This window comes from Streptomyces sp. NPDC107528 (assembly GCF_055639295.1).
Genome location: NZ_JBVKAV010000003.1, coordinates 832,107 through 856,160 on the forward strand (window position 1 = coordinate 832,107; position 24,054 = coordinate 856,160).

A 24,054-nucleotide genomic window follows, 5' to 3' on the forward strand; every position below is an offset into this window, starting at 1 on the left:
GCCGTCGGCTGGGGCCTGTTGCGAAAGCGGCCCTAGTTCAGTACCCGCGATCCCCCCACCGGCAGATCCCACAGGTTCTCGCGGTCCAGTCCTGCCTTCTCCCACGCCGCCCGCACCCGCGTGAGCGGCTCCAGGACGGGCTCCGCCGACAGCACGAACGTCGCCCAGTGCATCGGCGCCATCCTGCGGGCCCCCAGATCCCGGGCCGCCCGCACCGCCTCCTCCGGGTCGCAGTGGACGTCGCTGAGCCACCAGCGGGGGTCGTAGGCGCCGATGGGGAGGAGAGCGAGGTCGATGCCGGGGTAGCGCTCGCCGATGCGGGCGAACCAGTGGCCGTAGCCCGTGTCGCCCGCGAAGTACAGGCGCTGTCCGTCGGGCGCGGTGAGCACCCAGCCGCCCCACAGGCTGTGGCAGGTGTCGACGAGGGTGCGCTTGGACCAGTGGTGGGCCGGTACGAAGTCGAAGCGGACACCGGACAGTTCGGCCGCCTCCCACCAGTCCAGCTCGGTGACCTGCGTGAACTTGCGGCGACGGAACCAGGCAGCGAGGCCCGCCGGCACGAACACGGGGGTGTCGCGCGGGAGTCGGCGCAGGGTGGGGGCGTCCAGATGGTCGTAGTGGTTGTGGCTGATGACGACCGCGTCGACGCGCGGCAGGGCGCTCCAGGCGACGCCGACGGGCGTGACGCGGGCCGGGGTGCCGAGGATGCGGCGCGACCAGACGGGATCGGTGAGGACCGTCAGTCCGCCGATCCGGACCACCCAACTGGCGTGTCCCGCCCAGGAGACGGCTACCGTGCGCGCGTCCACGCGGGGCACCGGGACCGGCTCGAAGGGCAGCTTCGGGATGTCGGCGAGGCCCTCCCGGCCAGGGCGTACGGCGCCCTCGCGGGCGAAGCGGGCGAGGGTCTTGAAGCCGGGCAGCGGGGCGGTGAGCCGGTCGTGGAAGGTCCGCGGCCACACCCGGCGTTCGCCCAGCGGGCGGGGTGCGGCGAGCGGCGGGAACGGGGGCGCGAAGGGGGACGGGTCCGCCGGGGCGTCGGCTTTCCGGGGGGCCGTACGCCGTGTTGTCGACATGGATGACTCGGACTGCTGCGTCATCGAGGAGGCTCCCATCGCTGAGCTTCGTCACGAAGATCGTCGAAGACCGACTTCAAGTGGATCAACGCACGTTGCACGTGCGGCAGTTCCAACGGCGAGGGTGACGTGCTGCATTCCGCGCGTTCCTCGTCGGTACCGGCCAGCAGGGGCCCGGTGGACAGCCGTACGCGCAGCGCGCCGAGGTCGTCGCCGAAGCGGTGCCCGCCCGGTGCGGGCATGCCGAGCCGCTCGGCGAGGAAGTCCTCCAGGTCCTGCGCGTCCGCCACGCCGTGCGCGGACAGCGCCGCGCGCAGCGGGCCGAGATCGACGTACACGTGCCGCCCGGCCTGCGGGGGCCGCGCCAAGGCGCCCGCTCCTACGGCAGCGGCGTGCACGGCGGCTGCCACGCCCGCGTGCAGGCGTACGGTCGCGGCGACCCGCTCGGTGACCGGTTCGGGCTCCTCCAGCGCGTACGTGGCAGCGAGAGCGACGGGGCCGGCGACCCGGGCGCCGAGCGCGGTCAGCACGTCGAGCACGCGCGCGTGGAGGCCGTCGCCGGCGGTGTCGGCGGGGAAGCGGGCGACCGCGGCCGGCCAGCCCGGCGGGAGGTGGGCGCCGGACAGGTCGGTGACGACGGTGACCTGTTCGGGCAGCATCTCGGCGGGGCTGAGCAGCACGGTGTCGTGGCGGGCGTGCACGGTGTCGCGCCAGGTCTCGTCACTGACGAGGTGCAGCCCCTCTCCGGTGGCCGCCTCCAGGGTCTCGTGCAGCACCTCTGGCGGGGCCACGGTGGCCGTGGGGTCGTCGGCGACGGACAGCACGAGCAACCGCGGGTCACCGCCCTCGGCCCGGACCCGGCGTACGGTCTCCAGCAGGGCGTACGGATCCGGCACACCACCGCACTCGGCCGGTGTCGCCACGTGGAAGACGGGTCTGCCCAACAGGCGTGCGTACGGCGCCCACCAGGCGGCGCAGGGCCGCGGTACCAGGACGTCGCCGCCGATCGCGGCGGTCAGGGCGAGCAGCAGGGCGGGCGCCCCGGGAGCGGCCACCGCGTGCTCGGGCTCGGTCGGCAGCCCGCGCCGGCCCCAGTATCCGCACGCGGCCGCCAGGAGGCCGTCGCCGCCGCCGATCAGCTCGCTCTCGGCCCGGCCGGCGGCAGCCGCGAGGACGGCGGCAAGTTCGGGCAGCACGGGCAGTCCGTCGCCCGGGAGCGGGGGCCCGTAACGGACGGGGCCGTGGCCTTCGGGGTCCGTCGGGCGCATCCTTGCCTCCGCGCTGTGCCAGGTGCCTCAGTGGTGCTCTGAGTACCCATCGTGGCGCCACACCATGGGCGCCCGCCGGGAGTCAGTCCTGCGCGGTGGGCGTCTTGCGACGCAGCCGGTACACCGCACCGCCCGCCGCGCCCGCGATCAGCACGCCACCGGCGACGAGGGCGGGGACGGAGTCGGTGAAGGTGCCGCCGTCACCGGCCTGCACGCCGTGGTCGACGGTAGCACCCTCGCAGTCCTGCGCGTGTGACCCGATGTGCTCGCCCTTGCCGGAGGGCGCGCCGTCTGCCCACCCGGTTCCGGTCTTGTCGGGTTCCGTGTTGCCCAAGTGGGGCTCGGTGCAGGGATCGCCGCCCCCGTCGGCGCCGCTCCAGCCGCCCTCGGTGCCGCCCTTGCCGCCCTCACCACCGCTCTGCGTGCCGCCCGTGGATCCCTCGCCGCCGGTCTCTGTTCCGCCGCCCGCGCTGCCGCCCTCCGTGCTGCCCTTGCCGCCGCCCTTGCCACCTTCCTTGCCGCCGCCGCTGTCGAGGGCAACGGTGAGTGTCGCGCTCCACTCCTTGCCCTCCCCGCCGGGCGCCGCCGGGCAGGTGCCGTCCACCGTCCACGCGGAGTCCGGTCCGGCCGCGTCCGGATCATCCTCGAAGTTCTCGGCAGGGGGGATGCGAGCGGTGCCGCTGTAGGCGGGCCCGGCGATTTTCTCCTCGTTGCCGGAGACCCGCTTCAGCTGGACCGTGCCCTCCTCGAAGGCCTGCGAGGTGGCGTCGATGGTGGCCGGAGCGGTTGTGCCGAGGGCGTCGCAGGACACCGACACCGTGACGCTGCCGCCCGGGGAGACGGAACCGGGGCTGACCTCCGCGGTCGGCTCCGCGAAGGCGGCCGAGGCGACGAAGCCCAGGACGACACCGGCCAGAGCGGCGACGGACAGGGCGCGGGCGGTGCGGCGCATGGGGTGAGCTCCTTCGGCCGACGGCTGCGGGGGTACGGCGGTCGTGCCCCAGCAGCCATGACAGCCCGCCCGGCGTCCGGGCGCGCGCGGCCGGGCACCATTCGCGCGACGGGCACGGCCGAGTGGGTGACGCCGTACGGGTCGGCCGCAGCCTCAGTTCAGCAGCGCGGCCAAGTCCCGCTCCAGCCCGCGCCCCCGCCTGCCGACCACGCCGGCGGCGACGTCCGACAGCTTGCGGTTGGTGCCCTGGGAGATGCGGCGCAGTACGCCGAAGGCGGAGTCGGCGTCGCAGCCGAGGACGTGCATGACGATGCCGCACGCCTGGTCGACGACCGGTCGGGAGCGCAGGGCGGTGCCGAGGTGGTCCAGCTCGCTGAGCGCGGCGCGGTAGGAGCGGTCGCGGACCAGGCAGCTGGCGGCGAGTTCGCCGAGGGCGTGCACGGGCCCGTGCACGACGTCCTCCAAGGCGCCGGGCCGGAAGCTGTAGAGACTGAGCGTCACCGCGAGCCCGGAGCGGCGGAACGGGAGCGTGACGCTGGAGCGCACCCCCGAGTCGAGCGCCATGGCGCGGTACTCCGGCCAGCGCTCCTCGCGCAGCAGGTCGGCCGAGTCGACGGGCTCGCCGCGTTCCAGGGCCGCCGGGATGGGCCCGTCCCCGGAGCGGAGCTGGACGGCGACGAGTCCGGCGAGGTCGGGGTGGGTGACGGCGGCGGGCCGCTCGGCATCCGCCTCGGCCACCATGCTGCTCGCGCCGCAGCAGTCGGCGGTGCAGCGCACGGCCTGTTCGACCAGTTCGGACAGCCTGCGCCCCGGAAGGGCGGCTTCGGCGGACTGGTCTCCCCAGCGACCGACACGATCGTGAGCGGGCATCCTCAACTCCTCCTCATTTTGGGCGCTTTCCCGGTACTGCGCGGGGAAAACAGTGGGAGAACAGGGGGGACCGGTTGGATCCCCGCCGCCCCGGACCACATCGCCGCCAGCTAGGTTCGTCCCCATGGAGAGGACCGACGAATTCGGTGAAGAACTTGCGGATTTCGTGCGCCGCGTCGCGGAGCTCAAGGCGGCACGGTCCGTTTCGGGAGGGGATCTGCCGACCGTCCTGGACGCGGCGATCTTCGAACTGGACCATGTGGCCGGCCGGTTGTGGCCGTCGTACGAGCGGCTGACCTCGGGCGGGCTGCCCCGTACGACGTCCGACGACCGTCAGGAACAGCATCTGCTGCGGGCGGTGTTCCAGCGGTTTCCGCTGCCGGTCGCGCTGGTGGACCGGGAAGCGGTGGTGCGCCGGCTGAACTTCGCGGGGACGTCCTTCACCGGCGTCCGGGCCGGGTATGCGACGGGCCGGCCGCTGACCGGGTTCCTCGCCCACGCCGACCGGGCGGCGTTCCGTTCGCAGGCCGCTGCGGTGGCGCGCGGCGAGGGAGACCGCAGCCTGACCGTGCACCTCCAGCAGCGCCCGTCCGTCCCGGTCCACGCGACCCTGACGGCCGTACGCCCCAGCGGGGAGCCCCACACCACCGTGCTGGTCGTGCTGCAGCCCGGCGACCTGCGCGCGACCGGGGCCCCGGCTCCGGGCGACAGCCCGACGACCCAGGTCCCCGACCTCACCGAGACCACTCGGCATGCGGCCCTGATGGACGTCCTGGACGAGATGACCACCGCCCTGCTGACGGCGCCGCGCGGCGACCGCGAGGCGGTGGTCCGGCGGGCGGCCCAGGTCCTGCACGGCCGCTTCGCCGACTGGGTCGTCGTCGACACGGGCACGCCCGCCGCCACGGGACTGTCCCGCACCACCGTGCTGGCCCCCTCGGAGCCGGAGGCGAAGACGCTGGCGGCCCAGTCGCCGGCCAGGTGCCCCCTCGTCGTGGAGACGGCACGCACCGCCTCCCCGGCCCTTCAGGTCCGCCCGCCGAACCCGGACGCCTTCGGCCATGATGCCGAAGGCGCCCCGGTCCTCGTGCAGGCGAACGTCACCTCACTGCTGTGTGTGCCCCTCGCCGCCGAGGGCGCCGTGGCCGGCGTCCTGACGCTGTTCAGATGCGGCGCCCGCCTGGCGTTCTCGATGGCGGAGGCGCGGGCGATGGACACCATGTCCCGCCACATCGCACTGGCGGCGACAGGAACGCCCTGAGCGGCGCGTGGCCGTGTCAGCCCACGTCGTCGAGCACCTGCTCCCGCACCCGGCTGCAGCACCGGCTGATCAGCCGGGACACGTGCATCTGCGAGATACCGAGCTGTTCGGCGATCCGGCTCTGCGTCATGTCCCCGAAGAAGCGCATGTACAAAATGGCGCGCTCACGCTCGGGCAGGGCCGCCAGCCGCGGCGCCACGGACTCGCGGTCCACGACCGTGTCAAGCGCGGGATCGGCGGCGCCCAGCGCGTCGCTGAGGGAGTAGCCGTCCTCGCTGCCGGGCAGCTCCGCGTCCAGCGACAGGGCGGTGAAGCTCTCCAGCGCCTCCAGACCGGCCTTGACGTCGGCCTCGCTCATGTCGGCGTGCGCGGCGATCTCGGCAATGGTCGGCCTGCGGCCCGAGACGGTCTGCAGGTCCTGGACGGCGAACCGGACGCGGTTGCGCAGGTCCTGGACCCGGCGCGGTACGTGCAGCGTCCACATGTGGTCGCGGAAGTGGCGCTTGATCTCGCCGGTGATGGTGGGCACGGCGTAGCTCTCGAAGGCGTTGCCGCGCTCGGGGTCGTAGCGGTCGACGGCCTTGACCAGCCCGAGGGCGGCCACCTGACGCAGGTCGTCGAAGCTCTCGCCGCGGCTGCGGAAACGACCCGCGAGCCGGTCGGCCATGGGCAGCCACGCCTCGACGATCCGCTCGCGGACGGTGTCGCGCTGCTGCCCCTCGGGCAGGGTGGCGAGTTTGCGGAAGTCTTCCGCCGTGTCGGGGGCGTCGTCGTGCGGGTGGTGCTTCGCGCTCACTGAAGTGGGCATCGGGCGTCGCAACTCCCTTGGTTGTGCTTTGGCTTGGACGGTCACCGAGGGAGTGCGGGCGCGCGCCGGGGACCGGACACACCCGTGGCGGGAATTGCCGCTCCCACGGACGTGCCTCCTGTCCGAAGCACTGGTTGTTCGCCTGCCCTCACTCCCGGTCCGCAAACACCCACGCAGGTTTTCCGCCCGCGCGTTTTCCGCCCGCGCGCGGGGTCACTCGTAGCGGCGCCGCGCAGTCCCACGGAGCCGGGAGGTCCCCCATGAGCACCAAGGTCGCCGATCACGTCCTGCAGCGCCTGCGCGAGTGGGGTGTGGAGCACGTCTTCGGCTATCCCGGCGACGGCATCAACGGCCTGCTCGCGGCGTGGGGACGCGCCCACAACCAGCCCCTGTTCATCCAGTCCCGGCACGAGGAGATGTCCGCGTTCCAGGCGGTCGGCTACGCCAAGTTCAGCGGGCGTCTCGGGGTGTGCGCGGCGACCTCCGGACCCGGCGCGATCCACCTGCTCAACGGCCTGTACGACGCCAAGCTCGACCACGTCCCCGTCCTGGCGATCGTCGGCCAGACGCACCGCACCGCGATGGGCGGCTCGTACCAGCAGGAGGTGGACCTGCACACGCTCTACAAGGATGTCGCCTCGGACTTCGTGGAGACGGTCACGGTCCCCGAGCAGCTGCCGAACGTCTTGGACCGGGCGATCCGCACCGCGTACGCGCGCCGCGCCCCCACGGCGGTCATCATCCCCGGCGACGTCCAGGAACTCGAATACTCCGCCCCCACGCACGAGTTCAAGATGGTGCCCTCCAGCCTGGACAGCAGCAGCTGGACGGCGACCCCCGCGGACGACTCGGTGCTCCGGGCGGCCGAGATCCTCAACTCCGGGGACAAGGTGGCCATCCTGGTCGGGCAGGGCGCGTCCGGTGCACGGGCCGAGGTCGAGCAGATCGCCGAGCTGCTCGGCGCCGGCGTGGCCAAGGCGCTGCTCGGCAAGGACGCCCTGAGCGACGAACTGCCGTACGTCACGGGCGCGATCGGCCTGCTGGGCACCCGCCCGTCGTACGAGCTCATGCGGGACTGCGACACCCTGCTGACGATCGGGTCCTCCTTCCCGTACACGCAGTTCCTGCCGGACTTCGGCAAGGCGCGCGGGGTGCAGATCGACATCGATCCGCACATGGTCGGCATGCGTTACCCGTACGAGGTGAATCTCGTCGGCGACGCGAAGGCGACGCTGGACCGGCTGATCCCGCTGATCCGCTCCGAGGAGCGCGGCCGCGAGTGGTACGACACGGTGTGCGACAACGTGGCTCGCTGGCACGAGGTCATGGACCGGCGGGCGAATCTGTCGGCCGACCCCATCAACCCGGAGTACGTCACCCGCGCCCTGGACCCGCTGCTCCCCGACAACGCGATCATCTCCTCCGACTCGGGTTCGGCGGCGAACTGGTACGCCCGCCACCTGACGATGCGCCCCGGCATGCGCGGGTCGCTGTCCGGGACGCTCGCGACGATGGGCTGCGGAGTGCCGTACGCGATCGGCGCCAAGTTCGCCCACCCGGACCGTCCGGCGATCGCGCTGGTCGGGGACGGGGCGATGCAGATGAACGGCCTGGCGGAGCTGATCACCGCTGCGAAGTACAAGGACCTGTGGGAGGACCCGCGCCTGGTCGTGGGCATCTTCAACAACCACGACCTCAACCAGGTCACCTGGGAGATGCGTGCCATGGAGGGCGCCCCGTCCTTCCTGCCGTCCCAGGAGCTCCCCGACGTCCAGTACGCCGCCTTCGCCCGCTCCCTCGGCCTGACCGGCATCCGCGTGGAGAAGCCGGAGGACGTGGCGGCCGCCTGGCGCGCCGGGCTGGAGGCGGACGGGCCCGCGGTGATCGAGTTCCTCACCGACCCGGCCGTACCACCGATCCCGCCGCACGCCACCTGGGACCAGATGGAGGCGACGGCCGCGTCGATCCTGAAGGGGGACGCGGATCGCGGGTCGATGATCCGGCAGGGGTTCAAGGCGAAGATGCAGGACTTCCTGCAAGGGCGGGAGGGGCGGGACAAGAAGAGCGGTTGAACGGCGCTGAAGATGCTCGGTGGCTCAGTGGTCGTGTGGTTCGTCCCTGTGAACCGGGCCGTGCGCACCCTCGCAGTGCAGGGCGGCATTGGATACCAGCAGGTCGCGGTTGCCGGGCAGGGCGAGCTCCGGCACCGGGGACGGTGCGTGGTCCACCTGGAGGGTGGTGTGGGTGATGCCGTAGGCGTCGCGCAGGAGTTCTTCGAGGTCGCGGCGTACGGCATGGCAGTCCCCGCCGGTCTCGGCGAGTATGTGGGCGGAGAGAGCGGCCTGTCCTGAGGTGATCTGCCAGACGTGGAGGTCGTGGACCTCGACCACGGCGGGCCGGGCCACGAGCCTGTCGCCGAGTGCGTCGGGATCGATGTTGGCCGGGGCGGCTTCCAGGAAGATCCGGCCGGAATCGCGCAGCAGTCCGTAGCCGGCCTTGAACATGAGGGCGACGACCACGAGGGTGGCGATCGCGTCCGCGCGGGCGAAGCCGGTGAGGACGACGATCAGGCCGGCGACCGCGGTGCCGATGAAGGCGAACAGGTCGTTGAGGACATGCTGGTAGGCGCCCTCGACGTTGAGGGACGTGCGGTTTGCCTTGGAGATGCACCAGGTCGCGGCCACGTTCACGACGATGCCGGCGAGGGCGGTGGCGAGCATGAGGCCGCCCTCGACCTCGGGCGGGTCGATCAGGCGGAGCACGGCTTCGTACGCCAGCCACGCGCCGAGCAGGAGCAGGCTCAGTCCGTTGGCCTGGGCGGAGAGAATCTCCGCGCGCTTGAGGCCGTAGGTGTAGCCGCCCTTGGCGGGGCGGGCCGCCAGCCTCATCGCGATCAGGGCCAGGACGATGGAGGCGGCGTCGGTGAGCATGTGCGCCGCGTCCGAGATCAGGGCCAGGGAACGGGCGATGACGCCGATCACGACCTCGATCGCCATGAACGCGGTGATGAGCGTCAGAGCGATGGCCAGCCAGCGGCGGTCGGCGTCCGCCGAGACGCCGTGGGAGTGTCCAGCGTGGCCGCCCGGACCGTGGTCGTGGCCCGGGCCGTGCTCATGGTCGTGGTCACTCATGCCGGCGTTCCCCCTCAAGACGACGGATGTCCTGCCCGCAGTGAAACGCACACCCAAGCGAATCACCAAAGGCTGCATCGGTGACCGTTGTCATGTCGATTAGCGCGCCTCTGACCTGCGATAACGCGTCGCTCATGCATGGTGGTCCAGTCCCGCCGGCAGCGAGTGCCACCCTGTCGTGAACCCTCGGGCGAGCCGGTCGGTACCCTTCCTGAACAACGCCGGTGCACACGGTGTGGGCAAGGGCCGGGGCCAGGTTGTTGGAGGCCTTGCGGGGGGCATCGTGACCCGCAAGGCCATCCACAGGTTACGAGGAGAACGCCTTCGCTGCCGCAACTCGGGCTGCTCCGGCCTCCGACAGCTCTTCTGGTTGCTGGCTGCACAGGTCAGCGCCCTCCAGCCCTGATGACAATGGATGCCAGTGCCGTGACGCGACTGCCAAGCCATTCGGACTAGGTGAGGTCGTGGGAGATCCAGACGTTGGGCTCCACGTAGATGGCGTGCCCGGCCGACGCAGAACAGTGCACGGGGGCGAGTGCTCCTTCGACGATGACCTCTGCGTCCTTGTCGAAAGGCAGCCCCGTCCATCGGCGCCACTGCTCCAGCGAGCCCGGAATGACCATGGAAGTGGGGGCTGTGCCGACGATCTCCCCTCCCATCCGCACATGCGTCCGCAGCCAGGGATCACGCGGAAGGCCGTCAGGGCCGACGTCCTTCACGTACTCGTCCATCGGCAGGTGAGGATGCTGGTGCTTGGCCGTGGGACGTACAGGGACCACCATGCGGCGGTACCCGCCGGCCCGGGCGTTGTCCGCCATGGCACGGAGCATCAGGGCGGAGAGTCCCCGACCGCGATGGTCGGGGTCGATGACGACCTCCACTGCGCCGACGACGTCCGTCCTACGCTTTCGGCGGTGGTCGTCGAAGGCCCAGATGAGCATCCGGTCCCAGCCGTCGGGCGGGAGGTTTCTGCGGCCCGGGATGTCCAGTGCCAGCGGGACGCTGTGTCCGCGCGCCACTACGCGTCCGCCTTCGGTGGCGACGACGGTGTACTCGTGGAAGGTATCGACGAACTGGCCGTAGTGTGCGTCCGCGACGGGGCCGTGGAACATGAACTCGGGCCAGGTGGGGTTGAGGGTCCACACCTCCCCTACCAGGTCAGGACGTTCGGCCAGGGTGTGGGTTTGGTAAGGCATCCTTGTCATCCTTTCTGGCGCCAGACGCCGGCCAGGCGCGCCGCAGCAGCGCGAAGGCGGGTCGGCGGATGGGCGGAGTAGGCGAGCCTGATCCCGGGTTCACGGCTGCCGAACCGTGAACCCGGCTGGACGAGCACGCCCACGGCAGCTGCTCGTACCACCGCCTCCTGTTCCGGGAGCCACGGCGGGATGTCGACCCAGACGAACAGTCCGCCGTGGACGGGCCGCAGGGTGAAGTCGTGTGGTAGATGCTCGCGCAGCGTGGCGCTGAGGGCCTCGCGGCGGTGTGCCAGCTGGGCGCGCAACTGCTCAAGGTGTTCGACGTAGCTTCCGTCGTCCATGAGTTGCGCCACCGCCAGGGAAGTGAGGTGGCTGGGGGATCCTCCGCTGTGTGCCACTCCCCGGTCCGCCAGTCGACGGCACAGGTGCGGCGAGCCGCCCAGCCAGCCCAGGCGCAGTCCGGGGGCCAGGGTTTTGGAGAACGTGCCCACGCGAAGGACGCCGTCCCACTGGGCGAGCGCAGTCAGGGACGGCGGAGTCGGCGAGCCGTCGAGGGAGAGGTCGGCATAGGCGTCGTCCTCGACTATCAGCAGGTTGTGGCGGCGTGCCGCAGCTATCAGAGCCATGCGTCGTGCCCTCGGAACGAGCCGCGCGGTGGGGTTGTGGAAGGTGGGGATCAGGTAGGCGAAGGCGACACGGCGCCCGGACACGCGGAGCGCCTGCGCTGTCCGTTCCATCGCTTCGGGATCAGGGCCTTCGGCGTCGCACGTAACGGCGCTGACGGCCAGTCCGTGGTCCCGGAAGATGTTCAGGGCCAAGTCGTACGTGGGTGCCTCGGCGAGCACGACGTCATCAGGGCGGGCGAATACCGAAGCGAGCATCTCGAGCGCCTGGGACGTCCCCGAGGTGGTCAGGAGGTGCGACGGCGTCCAGGGTTCGGCGTCCGTGCGGGTGAGGTGCCGGGCCAAAGCCGCCCGGTAGGGCAGGGCCCCCTGGTTGTGCCCGTACGCCAGGGCCGTATCGCCATAGCGGGCAAGAGCGGCCGAGTACGCCCGCCCGATCATGTCCGTGGTGACCAGTTCGGGATCGAGGTAGCCAGGCCCCAGGTCGAGGAATCCGGTGGGCGCCACGTGCTGGACGATGTCCGCAGCCGCGTACCGGCCGACGGCATCGAGCCCATGGAGTCGTTGCCCTCGCCTCTCGCCTCTCCCTTCCCCCACGGAATCATTTGTGTATTCTCTCTGCATGCCCGGAAAAACCTCCTCGAAATTATCCGGATACTCTTACCCTTTGTCCCCTTCGGGGGGCTCGTCGATGATTACTCCGCCACCCTGGCATTTCTCCGGAAACATGCTTTGGATCGAGTACGCCGTCGATCAGGAAGCAGCTCAGTCGTTCCTGCCCGATGGGCTTGCCCTGAGCCAGGGCGATCTCACCGCGGCCGCGGTCTTCTCGGAATGGGAATGGTGTTCGGCCGACGCCCGGGAGTCTTCCGACCCGGTTGGCTGCCAGTTCTCCGAGTTCCAGATCGTGCTGGCGTGCGAGCACCGGGGACGACCGATGGCCCGATGCCCGTACGCATGGGTCGACTCGGCCACGTCACTGTCCCGCGGCTGGATCCAGGGGATGCCGAAGCAGTTCGGTTCCGTTCATCTGACCAGGATGTTTCCCGTGGGTCTGGCTGGCGGGCGCCGACGCCCGGGTGCGCGGCTGTCCGGCTCGCTCGGCGTGCACGACCGCCGGTTCGCCTCCGCGACGATCACCCTGCGACAGCCGGAAGGATCCGCCCCGCCCCTCGCGCGGGTACCGCTGGTACACAGCCAGATGGTGTCGCGGTGGACCGGCGAGGAAAGCAGTGGATCGCGACTCATCACTTCCCGCGTTTCCGGAGTGGAATTCGGTGACGTATGGTCCGGGACCGCGGAAATTGAATTCGACAGAGAAACTGTCCGCACCCGAGATCGCGACCTCCTCTCGCTGCTTCCCCTGGAAACAGGAACGGGGTATTCCTTCGCCTATGCCGAGACACTTGAGGGGGGCGCCTACCTGGACTAGCCGCCGGTCGGGAAATGGCAAGTTCTTGTGTCCGCCCCGCCTCTGTGCGGGGCGGACACACATGTTTCGGATCAGCCGTCCTACATCTGCTCGGCCAGACTGCGCGGCCGCATGTCCGTCCACTCCCGGTCGACGAAGGCAAGACATTCCTGCCGGGGCTCCGGCCCGTGCACCGTCCTCCAGCCACCGGGGACCGGCAGGTGCGCGGGCCAGATCGAGTGCTGGTTCTCGTCGTTCACGAGCACCAGGTAGTCGGCTTCGTCGTCCTCGAACGGGTTGGTCATGGCGTTCGTCGTCCTCTCGGTGGTTGCTGGTGACGGTTGTCGCCGGTCAGGGTGTGCGACTGCGGTTGAGGTGGTCGTTCAGCACATGGCTGGCGGTGCGGGCCGCGTCGGGATCGAGCATCTCGGTGTGCCGGCAGGGGACGGGGTGGTCGATGACCTGGCCTTCGACGAACGGCGCCCATCGCCGAGCGGAGTCCACGGCGCCTTCCTCCCCGGTGGCGGTGAAGGTGAGCACGTCGTGGGTCAGCCGCGACGGAGTGAAGTCGCCGGCCAGGCGTGCGTTGTTCGTGTAGACGTCGACGAGCCGGTCAAGGCCCTCCTCGTCCTGGCCCAGCACGGTGTCGTGTTCGGCGAGAAAGGCGGTCAGAGTGGCGCGCAGCTGCCCCGGCGGGATGTCACCCGCACCGATCCCGAAGTGGTCCAGGAGCGAGCGCAGTACGGAGACTTCGAGGGTGTCGCCGCTCTCGGCCTCCGGCGGGTCCTGGGGATGGGCGTCCAGGAGTACCACGAGGCCGAGCTCGTGCCCCTGCCGCTTCAGTTGCACGGCGATCTCGTGCGCGATGGTGCCGCCCATCGACCAGCCGGCCAAGTGGTAGGGCCCGTCCGGCTGTTCGCTCACCATGGCCTCGGCGTAGCGGGCGGCCATCTCGGAGAGGCTGCTCGGCAGGGTCTCGCCCGGGAGCAGTCCGTGGGCCTGAAGTGCGATCACCGGGGTGTGGGGATCAAGGTGCGGCAGCAGGCGGGCGTAGGCCCAACTCACCCCGGCCACCGGGTGGACGCAGAAGAGCGCGGGACGATCACCGCCGCGCAGCCGCAGCACGGGAGTCAGCGCGCGCTGGGGTTCTTCGGTCCGGCTGCCGGAGAGGTAGCGGTGGAGAAGTGTGCGCGGGGTCGGTGCGTCGAAGAGCGCGCCGATCGGCACGTCGACGCCGAAGGTGTCCCGGATCAGACGGGTGAGCCGGGTGGCCAGCAGTGAGTGGCCGCCGAGGTCGAAGAAGCCGTCGTCCGGGCGCACGTGCGGCAGGTCGAGGATCTGGGCGAACAAGGAGGCCAGTACCTCTTCCTGAGGTGTCGTGGGCCGGGAAGCGGAGTCGGACGGGGCACTGTCCTGCGGGTCGGGCAGGGCGGCCCGGTCGATCTTGCCGTTGGAGGTCAGGGGCAGTCGCGGCACGATGACGTAAGCGGTGGGGACCATGTGGGCCGGGAGGGTCGCGCCTGCGTGTGCGCTGAGTGCCTCGTGGGTGGGCGGGTTGCCGGGTTCCTGGGCAGTCACGTAGGCAACCAGCCGGTTCCCACGAGCCGCCACGGCGGCGCTGCGCACGGCGGGGTGGGATTCCAGGGCCGCCTCGACCTCGGCAGGTTCGATGCGTACCCCTCGTATCTTGATCTGGTGGTCACTGCGGCCGGTGAACTCCAGCTCACCCCTGTTGTTCCAGCGAGCGAGATCGCCGGTGCGGTACATGCGCTGCCCGTCCGGGCCGAAGGGGTCGGGCAGGAAGCGTTCGGCTGTGAGCGCCGGCCGCTTGAGGTAACCCTTCGCGATGCCGTCACCGGCGATGTACAGCTCCGCGATGACGCCCGGGAGCACGGGCTGGAGTCGCTCGTCGAGCAGGCGCACCCGGGTATGGGGGGTGGGGCCGCCGATGGGTGGTGTCCGGCCGAGGTCGGGGCGGGCGGTCCAGTGCGTGGCGTTGACGGTCGCCTCGGTGGGGCCGTAGAGGTTCGTCAGCCGCGCCGACGTCGTGCTGTGGAGACGGCGTACGGTCTGGCGGCCGAGGACGTCACCGGCGCTGAGAACACGCCGCAGTGTCGGGAAGCCTTGCGGTGCGGAGTGTTCGAGGAGGGCGTCCAGTACGGCCGGCACCACGTCGAGTGTGGTGACGTCGTGCCTGCGGATGTGCCATGCCAGTTGCTCGGGGTCGGCGTCGGCGCCTGGCCCGGCGACGGCGAGGCGGGCGCCGGTCGTCAACGGCCAGAGGATCTCCTCGATGGAGGCGTCGAAGGTCAGAGGCGCTTTGTGCAGAACCACGTCGCTTTCGTCCAGACCGAAGAGTTGCTGTACGGCGTCGAGCATCGCCGCGACGTTGCGCCGGGTCAGCACCACGCCTTTGGGGGTCCCGGTGGTTCCGGACGTGTACAGGACGGCCATCGGCAGCCCCGGGGACGGCTGCCGCAGGTCCAGGGGCGCGACGGGGGACTGCCGAGCCGTCAGGTTCTCCAGTAGGAGCGCGGTACGTGGGAGATTGCCGGCAGCGCTGGATACGCCCACGCAGCAGACCGGGTCCGCGTCCTTGAGCACGTACGCCGTACGGTCCGCCGGGTGGCTGGGGTCGATGGGAACGTAGGCGGCGCCGGTCTTGAGGACGGCGACCAGGGTGCAGACGAGTTCGAGCGAACGCGGCACGGCGACGGCGACGGCCGTGTGCGGCGCGGCCCCTCGGTCTGCCAGGAAGCCGGCGATCCGGTCCGATTCCTCGTCCAGTTCGCGATAGGTGAGGGTCCGGTCGTCGAAGACCACGGCGGTGGCGTCGGGCCGACGTAGTGCCTGTCGGCGGAAGAGTACGACCGGGTCCTCGAACGCTGTCGGTTCCCCCTCGGTGTGGGCGGGGTGGAGGAGTTCCTTCTCCGCCGGGTCGAAGAGGTCGAGTGAGTGGAGGGTCGAGTCGGGTGCCTCGACCACGGCGGACAGCAGACGGTTGAGCCGTCGGCCGAGTGCTTCGACGGTCTCCTGGTCGAAGACCGTCGTGGCGTAGGTCAGGACTCCTTCGATGCCCGCGGGGGTGCCCTTTTCGTCGTGCAACTCGGTGAGACTGACGGTGAGATCGAAGCGGGCGATGTCCGGCGCGAGCGAGTAGTCGCTGATCTCAAGTCCGGGGAGGGTGGGGGTGGTGTGGGTGGTGTTGTTCAACGCCAGCATGACCTGGAACAACGGATGCCGGGCCATGCTCCGGGCCGGGTTGAGCACCTCCACCAACCGCTCGAACGGGAGATCCTGATGCGCGAACGCAGCAAGATCCGTCTCCCGCACCCGCTCCAGCAATTCACGGAACGTGGGATCACCCGACGTGTCCGTACGCAGGACCAGGGTGTTCACGAAGAACCCCACCAGATCGTCCAGCGCCTCGTCCATCCGCCCCGCGACCGGCGACCCCAGCGGAACATCCTCCCCCGCCCCCAACCTGGTCAGCAACGCAGCCAGAGCACCCTGCAGCACCATGAACACACTGACCCCGCACTCCCGGGCCAACACCACCACCCGCCGATGCACCGACGCATCCAACCCATACGCCACCGAAGCACCCCGATGCCCCGCCACCACCGGCCGCGGCCGGTCGAACGGCAACACCAACTCATCCGGCAACCCCGCCAACGCCCCCTCCCAGAACGCCAACTGGCGTGAAGCGACGCTGCCCGGATCATCCTCACCGCCCAGCAACGCACGCTGCCACACCGTGTAATCGCCGTACTGCACCGGCAACGGCACCCACCCAGGAACCACACCCGCCGACCGCGCCTCATACGCCACCGCCACATCCCGCAACAACGGCGTCAACGACCACCCATCACCCGCAATGTGATGCAACACCAGACACAACACATGCTCCCGCTCCCCCAACCGGAACAGCACCGCCCGCAACGGCACCTCACACGACAGATCGAACGACCGGCCCGCCACCGACTCGATCGCCGCATCAAGACCCCCACCACTCACCTCAACAACCCTCAACACCTCCCCAACCGACTCCACAGCCAGCACCTCCTGAACCGGCACACCCCCACCCACCTGCGGAAACACCGTCCGCAACACCTCATGCCGACCCACCACATCCACCAACGCCCCAGCCAACGCCGACACATCAACCCCACCAACCAGCCGAAGCACACCAGGCATGCTGTAGGTCAGCGCGTCGCCGTCCAGCTGTTGCAGGAACCACATGCGCTGCTGCGCGTAGGACAGCGGCAGCGGATCCGGGCGGTCGGTCAGAGCGGTGATGGTCGGCCTGGTCGGGTCCGTAGGGTCGAGGGTCGCCGCGAGGCCGGCGGGGGTGGGCGCGTCGAAGAGTCGCCCGACGCTCGTCTCGATGTCGAGTTCGGTCCTGATGCGGCTGATCAGCCGGGTGGCCAGCAATGAATGCCCGCCGAGGTCGAAGAAGTCGTCCTCGGGCCCGACGGCTTCGGCGCCGACGACGTCTGCGAACAACGTGCACAGCACTGCTTCGAGCCGTGTGGCCGGTGCCCGTCGCGACGTTCCGGTGACGGGCTTCGGGGCCGGCAGTGCCTTGCGGTCCAGCTTGCCGTTGCGGTTCACCGGCAGTCGGTCGAGCAGGGTGAACGTGGCGGGCACCATGTGCGCCGGGAGCCTGGCGGCGCAGTGCACCCGCGCCGCTGCTGTCAGGCCACTGAGGAAGCGACCGGCGTCCGGGCTGCTCGCGAAGCGGTCGGGCGTCTCATCCGGTGCCGTGGGCCCGAGCGGCACCAGCGGAGTCTCTGCATCCACCGCGAACACGGCGTCGAACCGGTCGTCGGCTGCCGCCGCGAAGGTGACGGTCACTCCCCTCCCGACCGTGCGCCCCAGCGTGCGGACATCCTCGACGTCGATACCCGTACGGTCGTTGAGGAGACGGCGCGCTGCATCCGGAGCGGCGTGCTCGTCGAAGTGCCGTGTCGCGGCGGCCTCACCGGTGATGCGCGCGTTGGGGAGGCCGCGTACGCGGACCCGTGTCGTGCAGTGCTGCCGCAGAGCGCGCTGGAGGTCCTCCAGATCGGCCACGTCGTCGCCCCAGGTCAGCGTGGCCTCCTCGGAGTCCGGATGGGGCAGCTGGGTGTCGGTGTGGAGAATGACGTCGTAGCGGTGGCGGTTGAGTTCGTTGTGATGCATACCGTGCTTGAGCGTCGCCATGGCCGACGTGTAGCCGTCCAGTCGGGCGCAGGCACCGGCGAAGAAGGCGGGATCGAGCAGGAGTTCCTTCTCCATCAGCAGGTCTTGGGCAATGGCCTGCCTGAGGTGCGCGGCGTCGGTGCCTGGCGTGCTGCGGGCCAGATGCGCGGCGGTGCGCAACGAGCGCACCAGTCCTCGATGGCGTACGTCTCCCACGAACACGACACCGCCGGGCGCCAGCAGGTCAGTGACGCCGTCGAGCACCGTCAGCAGGTAGTCGGCAGCGGGGAAGTACTGAACGACCGAGTTGAGGACCACGGTGTCGAAGTGGCCCCGAGGGAGTCCGCTGAGGTCGTCGGCGGGTTGCGCGCGCAGCTGTACGCGGCCGCGCAGGTCCGTCTCGGCTGCGACCTGCCGCGCCAGTCGGCCGACGACAACCCGTGAGACGTCGGTGCCCCAGTACTCCTCGCAGTCCGGTGCGAGGTGGGCAAGGAGCAGTCCGGAGCCCACGCCGATCTCCAGGACGCGGCGTGGCCGCAGTCCCCTGATGCGCTCCACCGTGCTGTCCCGCCATTCCTGCATCTGCTCCAGCGGGATGGGCTCGCTGTCGTAGCTGCTGGTCCAGCCGGCGAAGTCCTCCCCGAAGCCGGTGCTTTCACCGCGGTCGTACAGGTGGTCGTAGACGGTGGCCCATTCCTGGACGTGTTCCTCGCTGTACGCGCCGGCATCGTCCAGGTCCGGCCGTGGGACCAGGTAGGCAGCGATTCGGGTGTCACCTTCGCCTGCCTCATAGGTCGCGACAGCCGCAGCGCTCACTCCTGGGCAGGACGCGAGGACGGATTCGACCTCACCAAGCTCGATTCGGACACCACGGAGCTTGACCTGGCCGTCCGCGCGGCCGACGTATTCGAGGACGCCGGCGCGGGACCAGCGGGCGAGGTCTCCGGTGCGGTACATGCGGGTGCCGTCGTCGGTGAAGGGGTCGGCGACGAACCGTTCGGCAGTGAGAGCGGGCCGGTTGACGTAGCCGCGGGCGAGCTGCGCGCCGGAGATGTACAGCTCGCCGGTGACCCCAGCGGCGACGGGGTTGAGGTGGGCGTCCAGAACGTAGGCACCCGTGTTCCACACCGGGTGGCCGATCGGTACGACGGCGCTGTCGTCCTCAGGCGGGCACGTCCAGGATGTGACGTCGATGGCGGCTTCCGTGGGCCCGTAGAGGTTGTGCAGGCCGGCCGGGAGGAGGCGCTGGGTGCGATCGCACAGCTCCGGGGTGAGCGCCTCCCCGCTGCTCAGGATGCGGCGCAGGCTCGTGCAGTGCCGTGCCGTGGGTTCGGCGAGGAACTCCTGGAGCATGGAGGGTACGAAATGGATGGTGGTGATGCGCTCGCGCATGATGAGGCGGGCCAGGTAGGCGGGGTCCCGGTGGCCTTCGGGGCGTGCCATCACCAGTGTGGCGCCGCAGATGAGAGGCCAGAAGAACTCCCATACCGAGACGTCGAAGCCGGTGGGGGTCTTCTGAAGTACGCGGTCGTCACTGTCGAGTTGGTACTGGGCCTGGGTCCACAGCAGGCGGTTGACGATCGCGCTGTGCGTGTTGAGTACGCCCTTGGGTGTTCCGGTGGTGCCTGAGGTGTAGAGCAGGTATGCGGGGTGCTCGGGCCTGAGTGCCGTCCGGTCCGGGGGCGGGGTTCGGCCCTTGGTGTGCGCGAGGCCGGCGACGGTGACGGTCGTCAGTTGCCCGTGCCCGCCGAGTGTGTCGCCGGGTCGTGTCACCGCGCACACCGGTGCGGCGTCCCGCAGCATGTAGTCGGTGCGTGCGGCGGGGTGGCTCAGGTCGAGGGGAAGATAGGCGGCGCCCGTCTTGGCGATGGCCAGCAGTGCGACCACCAGGTCGACGGAGCGCGGCAGGGTGACCGCGACGACGCGCTCCGGTCCGGCGCCGTGGCGTACGAGTTCGTGGGCGAGCCGGTTGGCGCGATCGTCGAGTTCCCCGTAGCTCAGCTCCGCGGATTCGTCGATGACGGCCGTGGCGTCCGGGCCGCGCCCGACCTGCTCCTCGAAGAGCTGCGGCAAGGTCGCCGGTGCGAGCGGTCTGGCTGTGTCGGCCGGGGTCACCAGCAGTCGCCGGCGCTCGTCGTCGGTGAGGACGTCGATCGTGCTCATCGGCTGGTCGGGGGCGCGGGTGACAGTCTCCAGAAGCGAGACGAAGCGTCGGAGGAGATCTTCGACCGTGAGTCGGTCGAAGACGTCGGTGTTGTACTGGAGCACCCCGGTGAGAGCGCCGGGCTCGCCGTGCAGCGGCTGCGACTCGCCGAGTTCCAGATGCAGGTCGAACTTGGCGGTGCGGATGGGCAGTTCGTGCACCCGCAGCTCCAGGCCGGGCATCTCCAGAGGGGCCGGCGGGAGGTTGTGGTAGGCGAGCATGACCTGGAAGAGGGGGTGGTGGGCCATGCTGCGGGTCGGGTTGATGTCCTCCACGAGGTGTTCGAACGGCAGTTCCTGGTGCTCCTGGGCGCTGAGCACGGTCTGTCGTACGCGTGCCAGCAGCTGACCGAAGGTGGGGTCACCGGACATGTCAGTGCGGACGACGAGGGTGTTGACGAAGAAGCCCACGAGATCTTCCAGGGACTCGTCCGTCCTGCCGGCCACGGGGGTGCCGATGGGGATGTCGTCGCCGGCTCCCATTTTTGACAGGAGAGCCGCGAACGCTGCCTGCAGGACCATGAAGGCAGTGGCGTTGTGGCTCCGGGCGAGTTCCGCCACGGCGGTGTGGAGGGCGGGGCTGAGTGTGCAGGGGACGCTGTCGCCGCGGTGGCTGATGGAGGCCGGGTGCGGCCGGTCGAGCGGCAGGTGGATGCGCTCGGGCAGCCCGTCCAGGGCCGCTCGCCAGTGCGCGAGTTGCCGTCCCGCCAGACTGTCGGGGCGGTCCGCGTCGCCGAGCAGCTCTCGCTGCCACTCGCTGTAGTCCGCGTACTGCACGGGAAGCTCCGCCCATCGGGGCGGTCCGCCGGTGTCGAGCCGGGCTCGGTATGCGGCGGCGAGGTCGCGGGTGAGCGGTGCGACCGACCATCCGTCGCCCGCGATGTGGTGCAGCACCAGAAGGAGAACGTGCTCCTGGTCGTTGATGCGGAACAGGTGGCTGCGCAGGGGCGTCTCGGCCGAGAGGTCGAAGCAGTGCGCGGCCGCCGACTCCAGCTGTGCCCTGAGCTGTTCGGGGGTGGTGTCCGTGACGGTCAGGACAGCGTCCGGGCCGGCCGGCGCCAACAGTTGCTGCCAGGGCGTGCCGTCCTCGTCGACGAGCACGGTACGCAAGGCCTTGTGGCGGGTGGTCACGTCGACGAGCGCTCCGCGCAGCGCGGCGACGTCGAGCGCGCCGGAGAGATCGAGGGCCATCGGGATGTTGTAGGCAGGGCTCGGCCCGGCCAACTGGTGCAAGAACCACAGGCGCTGCTGTGCGTGGGAGGGGGCGGCGCGTCCCGTGCTCGTACGGCGTCCGAGGACCGGCCGCAGGGGCTGGGTGCCGGCCAGTCGCTCGGCGAGGCCGGCGACGGTGGGGTGCTCGAACACGTTGCGTACGGAGATCTCCGCGCCGAGTTGTGTCCGGACCTTGCTGACGAGGCGGGTGGCCAGCAGAGAGTGGCCGCCCAAGGCGAAGAAGTCGTCGTCGATACCTATCGAGGGCAGTTCCAGGACCTCCGCCAGCAGACCGCACACCGCTTCTTCCGTGGCGTTGCGCGGGGACCGGCTGGAGACACGTTCGGCGAAGTCCGGCGCGGGCAGCGCGGACCGGTCGAGCTTGCCGTTGGGCAGCTGGGGAAGTGCCTCCAGCACGACGATGACGGCGGGGACGAGGTGGGCGGGAACCGCGGCGGTGAGACGCTCGCGCAGGTTCCGTGTGTCGATGGTCCGCGACGGCTGTGACGGCACGACGTAAGCAACCAGTCGATGGTCGTGCGCCACGACGGCGGCCTGCGCGACCTCGTCGAAGCCGGTCAGGGCGGCTTCGATCTCTCCGGGTTCGATGCGGAATCCGCGGACCTTGATCTGCTCGTCGGCGCGGCCGGCGTACTCCAGTTCTCCGTTGTCGTTCCAGCGGGCGAGGTCTCCGGTCCGGTACATGCGGGTGCCGGTGGGCCCGTGGGGGTCGGCGACGAAGCGGCCGGCCGTCAGTCCGGGGCGGCCCGCGTAGCCGCGGGCGAGCCCGTGGCCCGCCACATGGAGTTCGCCGATGACGCCGGGGGGCACCGGTTGGAGATGCTGGTCCAAAACATAGACGCGGGTGTTGCTGATGGGACGCCCGATGGAGGGGCGGGCGTCACCGTGGAGTGGTCCGGTCATGCTGACGCAGACGGTGTACTCGGTGGGCCCGTAGGCGTTGATCATGCGGCGGCCCGGCGACCATTGGGCGACGGTCGCGCCGGAACACCTCTCGCCCGCGGTGATCAGGGTGCGCAGTGAATCGGGCAGCGGTGCGGTCGCGGCCTGTGTGTCCAGCACCGACGGGGGCACGCACAGATGCGTGACCGCGGCCTCGGTGACCGTACGTGCCAAGGGCTCGCCGGGAGACAGATCCTCGGCCGGGGCGACGACGAGGGCCGCGCCGGAGGTGAGGGCGGGGATGATCTCGCTCATGGCGGCGTCGAAGCTGATGGACGAGAACTGCAGGACGCGGCTGCTCTCGTCGACGTGCAGCGGGCCGCCGTATCCGTGGGCGAAGTTGGGCAGACCGGCGTGGGTGACGACGACTCCCTTGGGCGTTCCCGTCGAGCCGGAGGTGTGGACGATATAGGCGGGGTGCTCCGCTCGTAGGGGTGTGTCGCGGTCCGCGTCGCCGAGTTCGTGGTCCGGGAAAGTGGCCAGGCGGGAGCGGAGCCCGTCGTCGACCAGGAGCCGCGGGATGTCGCCGGGCAGAGCGTCCTGGTCCTGCCCGGTGGTCACCAGCAGGACGGGGTCGACGTCTCCGATCATGAAAGCGAGGCGTTCGGCGGGGTACGCGAGGTCCAGCGGGAGGAACGCGGCGCCGCCGGCCCACACGGCGAGCAGACAGACCACGAGGTCGATGGAGCGCGGCAGGGCGACGGCCACCGTTCGTTCGGGGCCGGCACCGTGTCGGACGAGCAGCCGAGACAACTGGTTGACCCGGCTGGTGAGTTCGGCGTAGGTGAGGGACTCGTCGGCGCTGATGAGCGCTGTCGCCTCAGGGGTGGCCGCGGCCTGCCGGGCGATGAGATCGGGCAGTAGCTCACCGCCCAGGGCCGTTCGAGTGGCGTTGTGTCCTTCGAGGAGCAGCCTGCGTTCGTCGACGCCGAGAAGGTCCGCCGACCACAGTCGCTGGTCGGCGTCGTTCGTGACCTGCCGCAACAGACGGCTGTAGCGCCGGAGCATTTGCTCGGCTGTGATGCCGTCGAAGAGCTCAGTGGCGTAGGTCAGTTGTCCGGTGATGCCGGCCGGTCGGCCGTCACTGTCGAATTCCTCGGCCACGCTGAGGGCGAGGTCGAATTGGGTCGTGCCGGTGTCGAGCGGGTGGAGCTCCAGCTCAAGTCCGGGGAGGGTGGGGGTGGTGTGGGTGGTGTTGTTCAACGCCAGCATGACCTGGAACAACGGATGCCGGGCCATGCTCCGGGCCGGGTTGAGCACCTCCACCAACCGCTCGAACGGGAGATCCTGATGCGCAAACGCAGCAAGATCCGCCTCCCGCACCCGCTCCAGCAATTCACGGAACGTGGGATCACCCGACGTGTCCGTACGCAGGACCAGAGTGTTCACGAAGAACCCCACCAGATCGTCCAGCGCCTCGTCCATCCGCCCCGCGACCGGCGACCCCAGCGGAACATCCTCCCCCGCCCCCAACCTGGTCAGCAACGCAGCCAGAGCACCCTGCAGCACCATGAACACACTGACCCCGCACTCCCGGGCCAACGCCACCACCCGCCGATGCACCGACGCATCCAACCCATACGCCACCGAAGCACCCCGATGCCCCGCCACCACCGGCCGCGGCCGGTCGAACGGCAACACCAACTCATCCGGCAACCCCGCCAACGCCCCCTCCCAGAACGCCAACTGGCGTGAAGCGACGCTGCCCGGATCATCCTCACCGCCCAGCAACGCACGCTGCCACACCGTGTAATCGCCGTACTGCACCGGCAACGGCACCCACCCAGGAACCACACCCGCCAACCGCGCCTCATACGCCACCGCCACATCCCGCAACAACGGCGTCAACGACCACCCATCACCCGCAATGTGATGCAACACCAGACACAACACATGC

Annotated in this window: 13 protein-coding genes; 3 read left to right on the top strand and 10 right to left on the bottom strand. The window is 70.2% G+C overall.

Annotated features, from left to right (window positions below; translation table 11 throughout):
* Nucleotides 1-32 precede the first annotated feature (32 nt).
* The 4 genes from ACZ7L5_RS13515 to ACZ7L5_RS13530 form a co-directional block, all read right to left on the bottom strand.
* On the bottom strand, nt 33-1,100 hold the full coding sequence (locus ACZ7L5_RS13515) for an MBL fold metallo-hydrolase (RefSeq protein WP_471516722.1): 1,068 nt from the start codon (nt 1,098-1,100) through the stop codon (nt 33-35).
* A complete protein-coding gene (locus ACZ7L5_RS13520) occupies nt 1,097-2,344 on the bottom strand; it encodes an aminotransferase class I/II-fold pyridoxal phosphate-dependent enzyme (RefSeq protein WP_471516723.1) in 1,248 nt (415 codons plus the stop codon). Before ACZ7L5_RS13520 ends, ACZ7L5_RS13515 begins: the two co-directional genes overlap by 4 nt.
* 82 nt (nt 2,345-2,426) lie before the next feature.
* On the bottom strand, nt 2,427-3,296 hold the full coding sequence (locus tag ACZ7L5_RS13525) for a hypothetical protein (RefSeq protein WP_471516724.1): 870 nt from the start codon (nt 3,294-3,296) through the stop codon (nt 2,427-2,429).
* Between the two features lie 153 nt (nt 3,297-3,449).
* The gene (locus ACZ7L5_RS13530) at nt 3,450-4,166 is read right to left on the bottom strand and encodes an ANTAR domain-containing response regulator (RefSeq protein ID WP_471516725.1); all 717 of its coding nucleotides are present in this window, start codon (nt 4,164-4,166) and stop codon (nt 3,450-3,452) included.
* A 124-nt stretch (nt 4,167-4,290) separates the two neighbouring features.
* On the opposite strand from ACZ7L5_RS13530, the gene ACZ7L5_RS13535 reads away from it, so the two are divergent.
* Nucleotides 4,291-5,427: a GAF domain-containing protein gene (locus ACZ7L5_RS13535; protein WP_471516726.1), complete on the top strand. Its 1,137-nt coding sequence runs from the start codon at nt 4,291-4,293 to the stop codon at nt 5,425-5,427.
* Nucleotides 5,428-5,443: 16 nt separating this feature from the next.
* Here the strand turns inward: ACZ7L5_RS13535 and ACZ7L5_RS13540 are convergent, their stop codons facing one another.
* Nucleotides 5,444-6,235 carry an RNA polymerase sigma factor SigF gene (locus ACZ7L5_RS13540; protein ID WP_328878153.1) on the bottom strand — a complete coding sequence of 264 codons (792 nt, stop codon included), beginning with the start codon at nt 6,233-6,235 and terminating at the stop codon, nt 5,444-5,446.
* A 260-nt stretch (nt 6,236-6,495) separates the two neighbouring features.
* On the opposite strand from ACZ7L5_RS13540, the gene ACZ7L5_RS13545 reads away from it, so the two are divergent.
* Nucleotides 6,496-8,307, top strand: coding sequence for a thiamine pyrophosphate-requiring protein (locus ACZ7L5_RS13545; RefSeq protein WP_471516727.1), 1,812 nt, complete (start codon nt 6,496-6,498; stop codon nt 8,305-8,307).
* Between the two features lie 24 nt (nt 8,308-8,331).
* Here ACZ7L5_RS13545 and ACZ7L5_RS13550 read toward each other — a convergent pair whose 3' ends face one another.
* The 3 genes from ACZ7L5_RS13550 to ACZ7L5_RS13560 all read right to left on the bottom strand — a co-directional run bounded on the left by ACZ7L5_RS13550 (nt 8,332) and on the right by ACZ7L5_RS13560 (nt 11,692).
* Nucleotides 8,332-9,366: a cation diffusion facilitator family transporter gene (locus tag ACZ7L5_RS13550; RefSeq protein ID WP_471516728.1), complete on the bottom strand. Its 1,035-nt coding sequence runs from the start codon at nt 9,364-9,366 to the stop codon at nt 8,332-8,334.
* A 452-nt stretch (nt 9,367-9,818) separates the two neighbouring features.
* Nucleotides 9,819-10,562, bottom strand: a complete 744-nt coding sequence (locus ACZ7L5_RS13555; RefSeq protein ID WP_471516729.1) for a GNAT family N-acetyltransferase — start codon at nt 10,560-10,562, stop codon at nt 9,819-9,821.
* 5 nt (nt 10,563-10,567) lie between these two features.
* Complete coding sequence (locus tag ACZ7L5_RS13560; protein WP_471516730.1) at nt 10,568-11,692, bottom strand: aminotransferase class I/II-fold pyridoxal phosphate-dependent enzyme; 1,125 nt, start codon at nt 11,690-11,692, stop codon at nt 10,568-10,570.
* 115 nt (nt 11,693-11,807) lie between these two features.
* Between ACZ7L5_RS13560 and ACZ7L5_RS13565 the strand changes: the two genes are divergently transcribed.
* The gene (locus ACZ7L5_RS13565) at nt 11,808-12,617 is read left to right on the top strand and encodes an acetoacetate decarboxylase family protein (RefSeq protein ID WP_471516731.1); all 810 of its coding nucleotides are present in this window, start codon (nt 11,808-11,810) and stop codon (nt 12,615-12,617) included.
* Between the two features lie 80 nt (nt 12,618-12,697).
* On the opposite strand, the gene ACZ7L5_RS13570 is transcribed toward ACZ7L5_RS13565, so the two are convergent.
* Nucleotides 12,698-12,901 carry an MbtH family protein gene (locus tag ACZ7L5_RS13570; RefSeq protein ID WP_319367050.1) on the bottom strand — a complete coding sequence of 68 codons (204 nt, stop codon included), beginning with the start codon at nt 12,899-12,901 and terminating at the stop codon, nt 12,698-12,700.
* 46 nt (nt 12,902-12,947) lie between these two features.
* The coding region (locus ACZ7L5_RS13575) for an amino acid adenylation domain-containing protein (RefSeq protein WP_471516732.1) at nt 12,948-24,054 on the bottom strand (11,107 nt) is incomplete at its 5' end.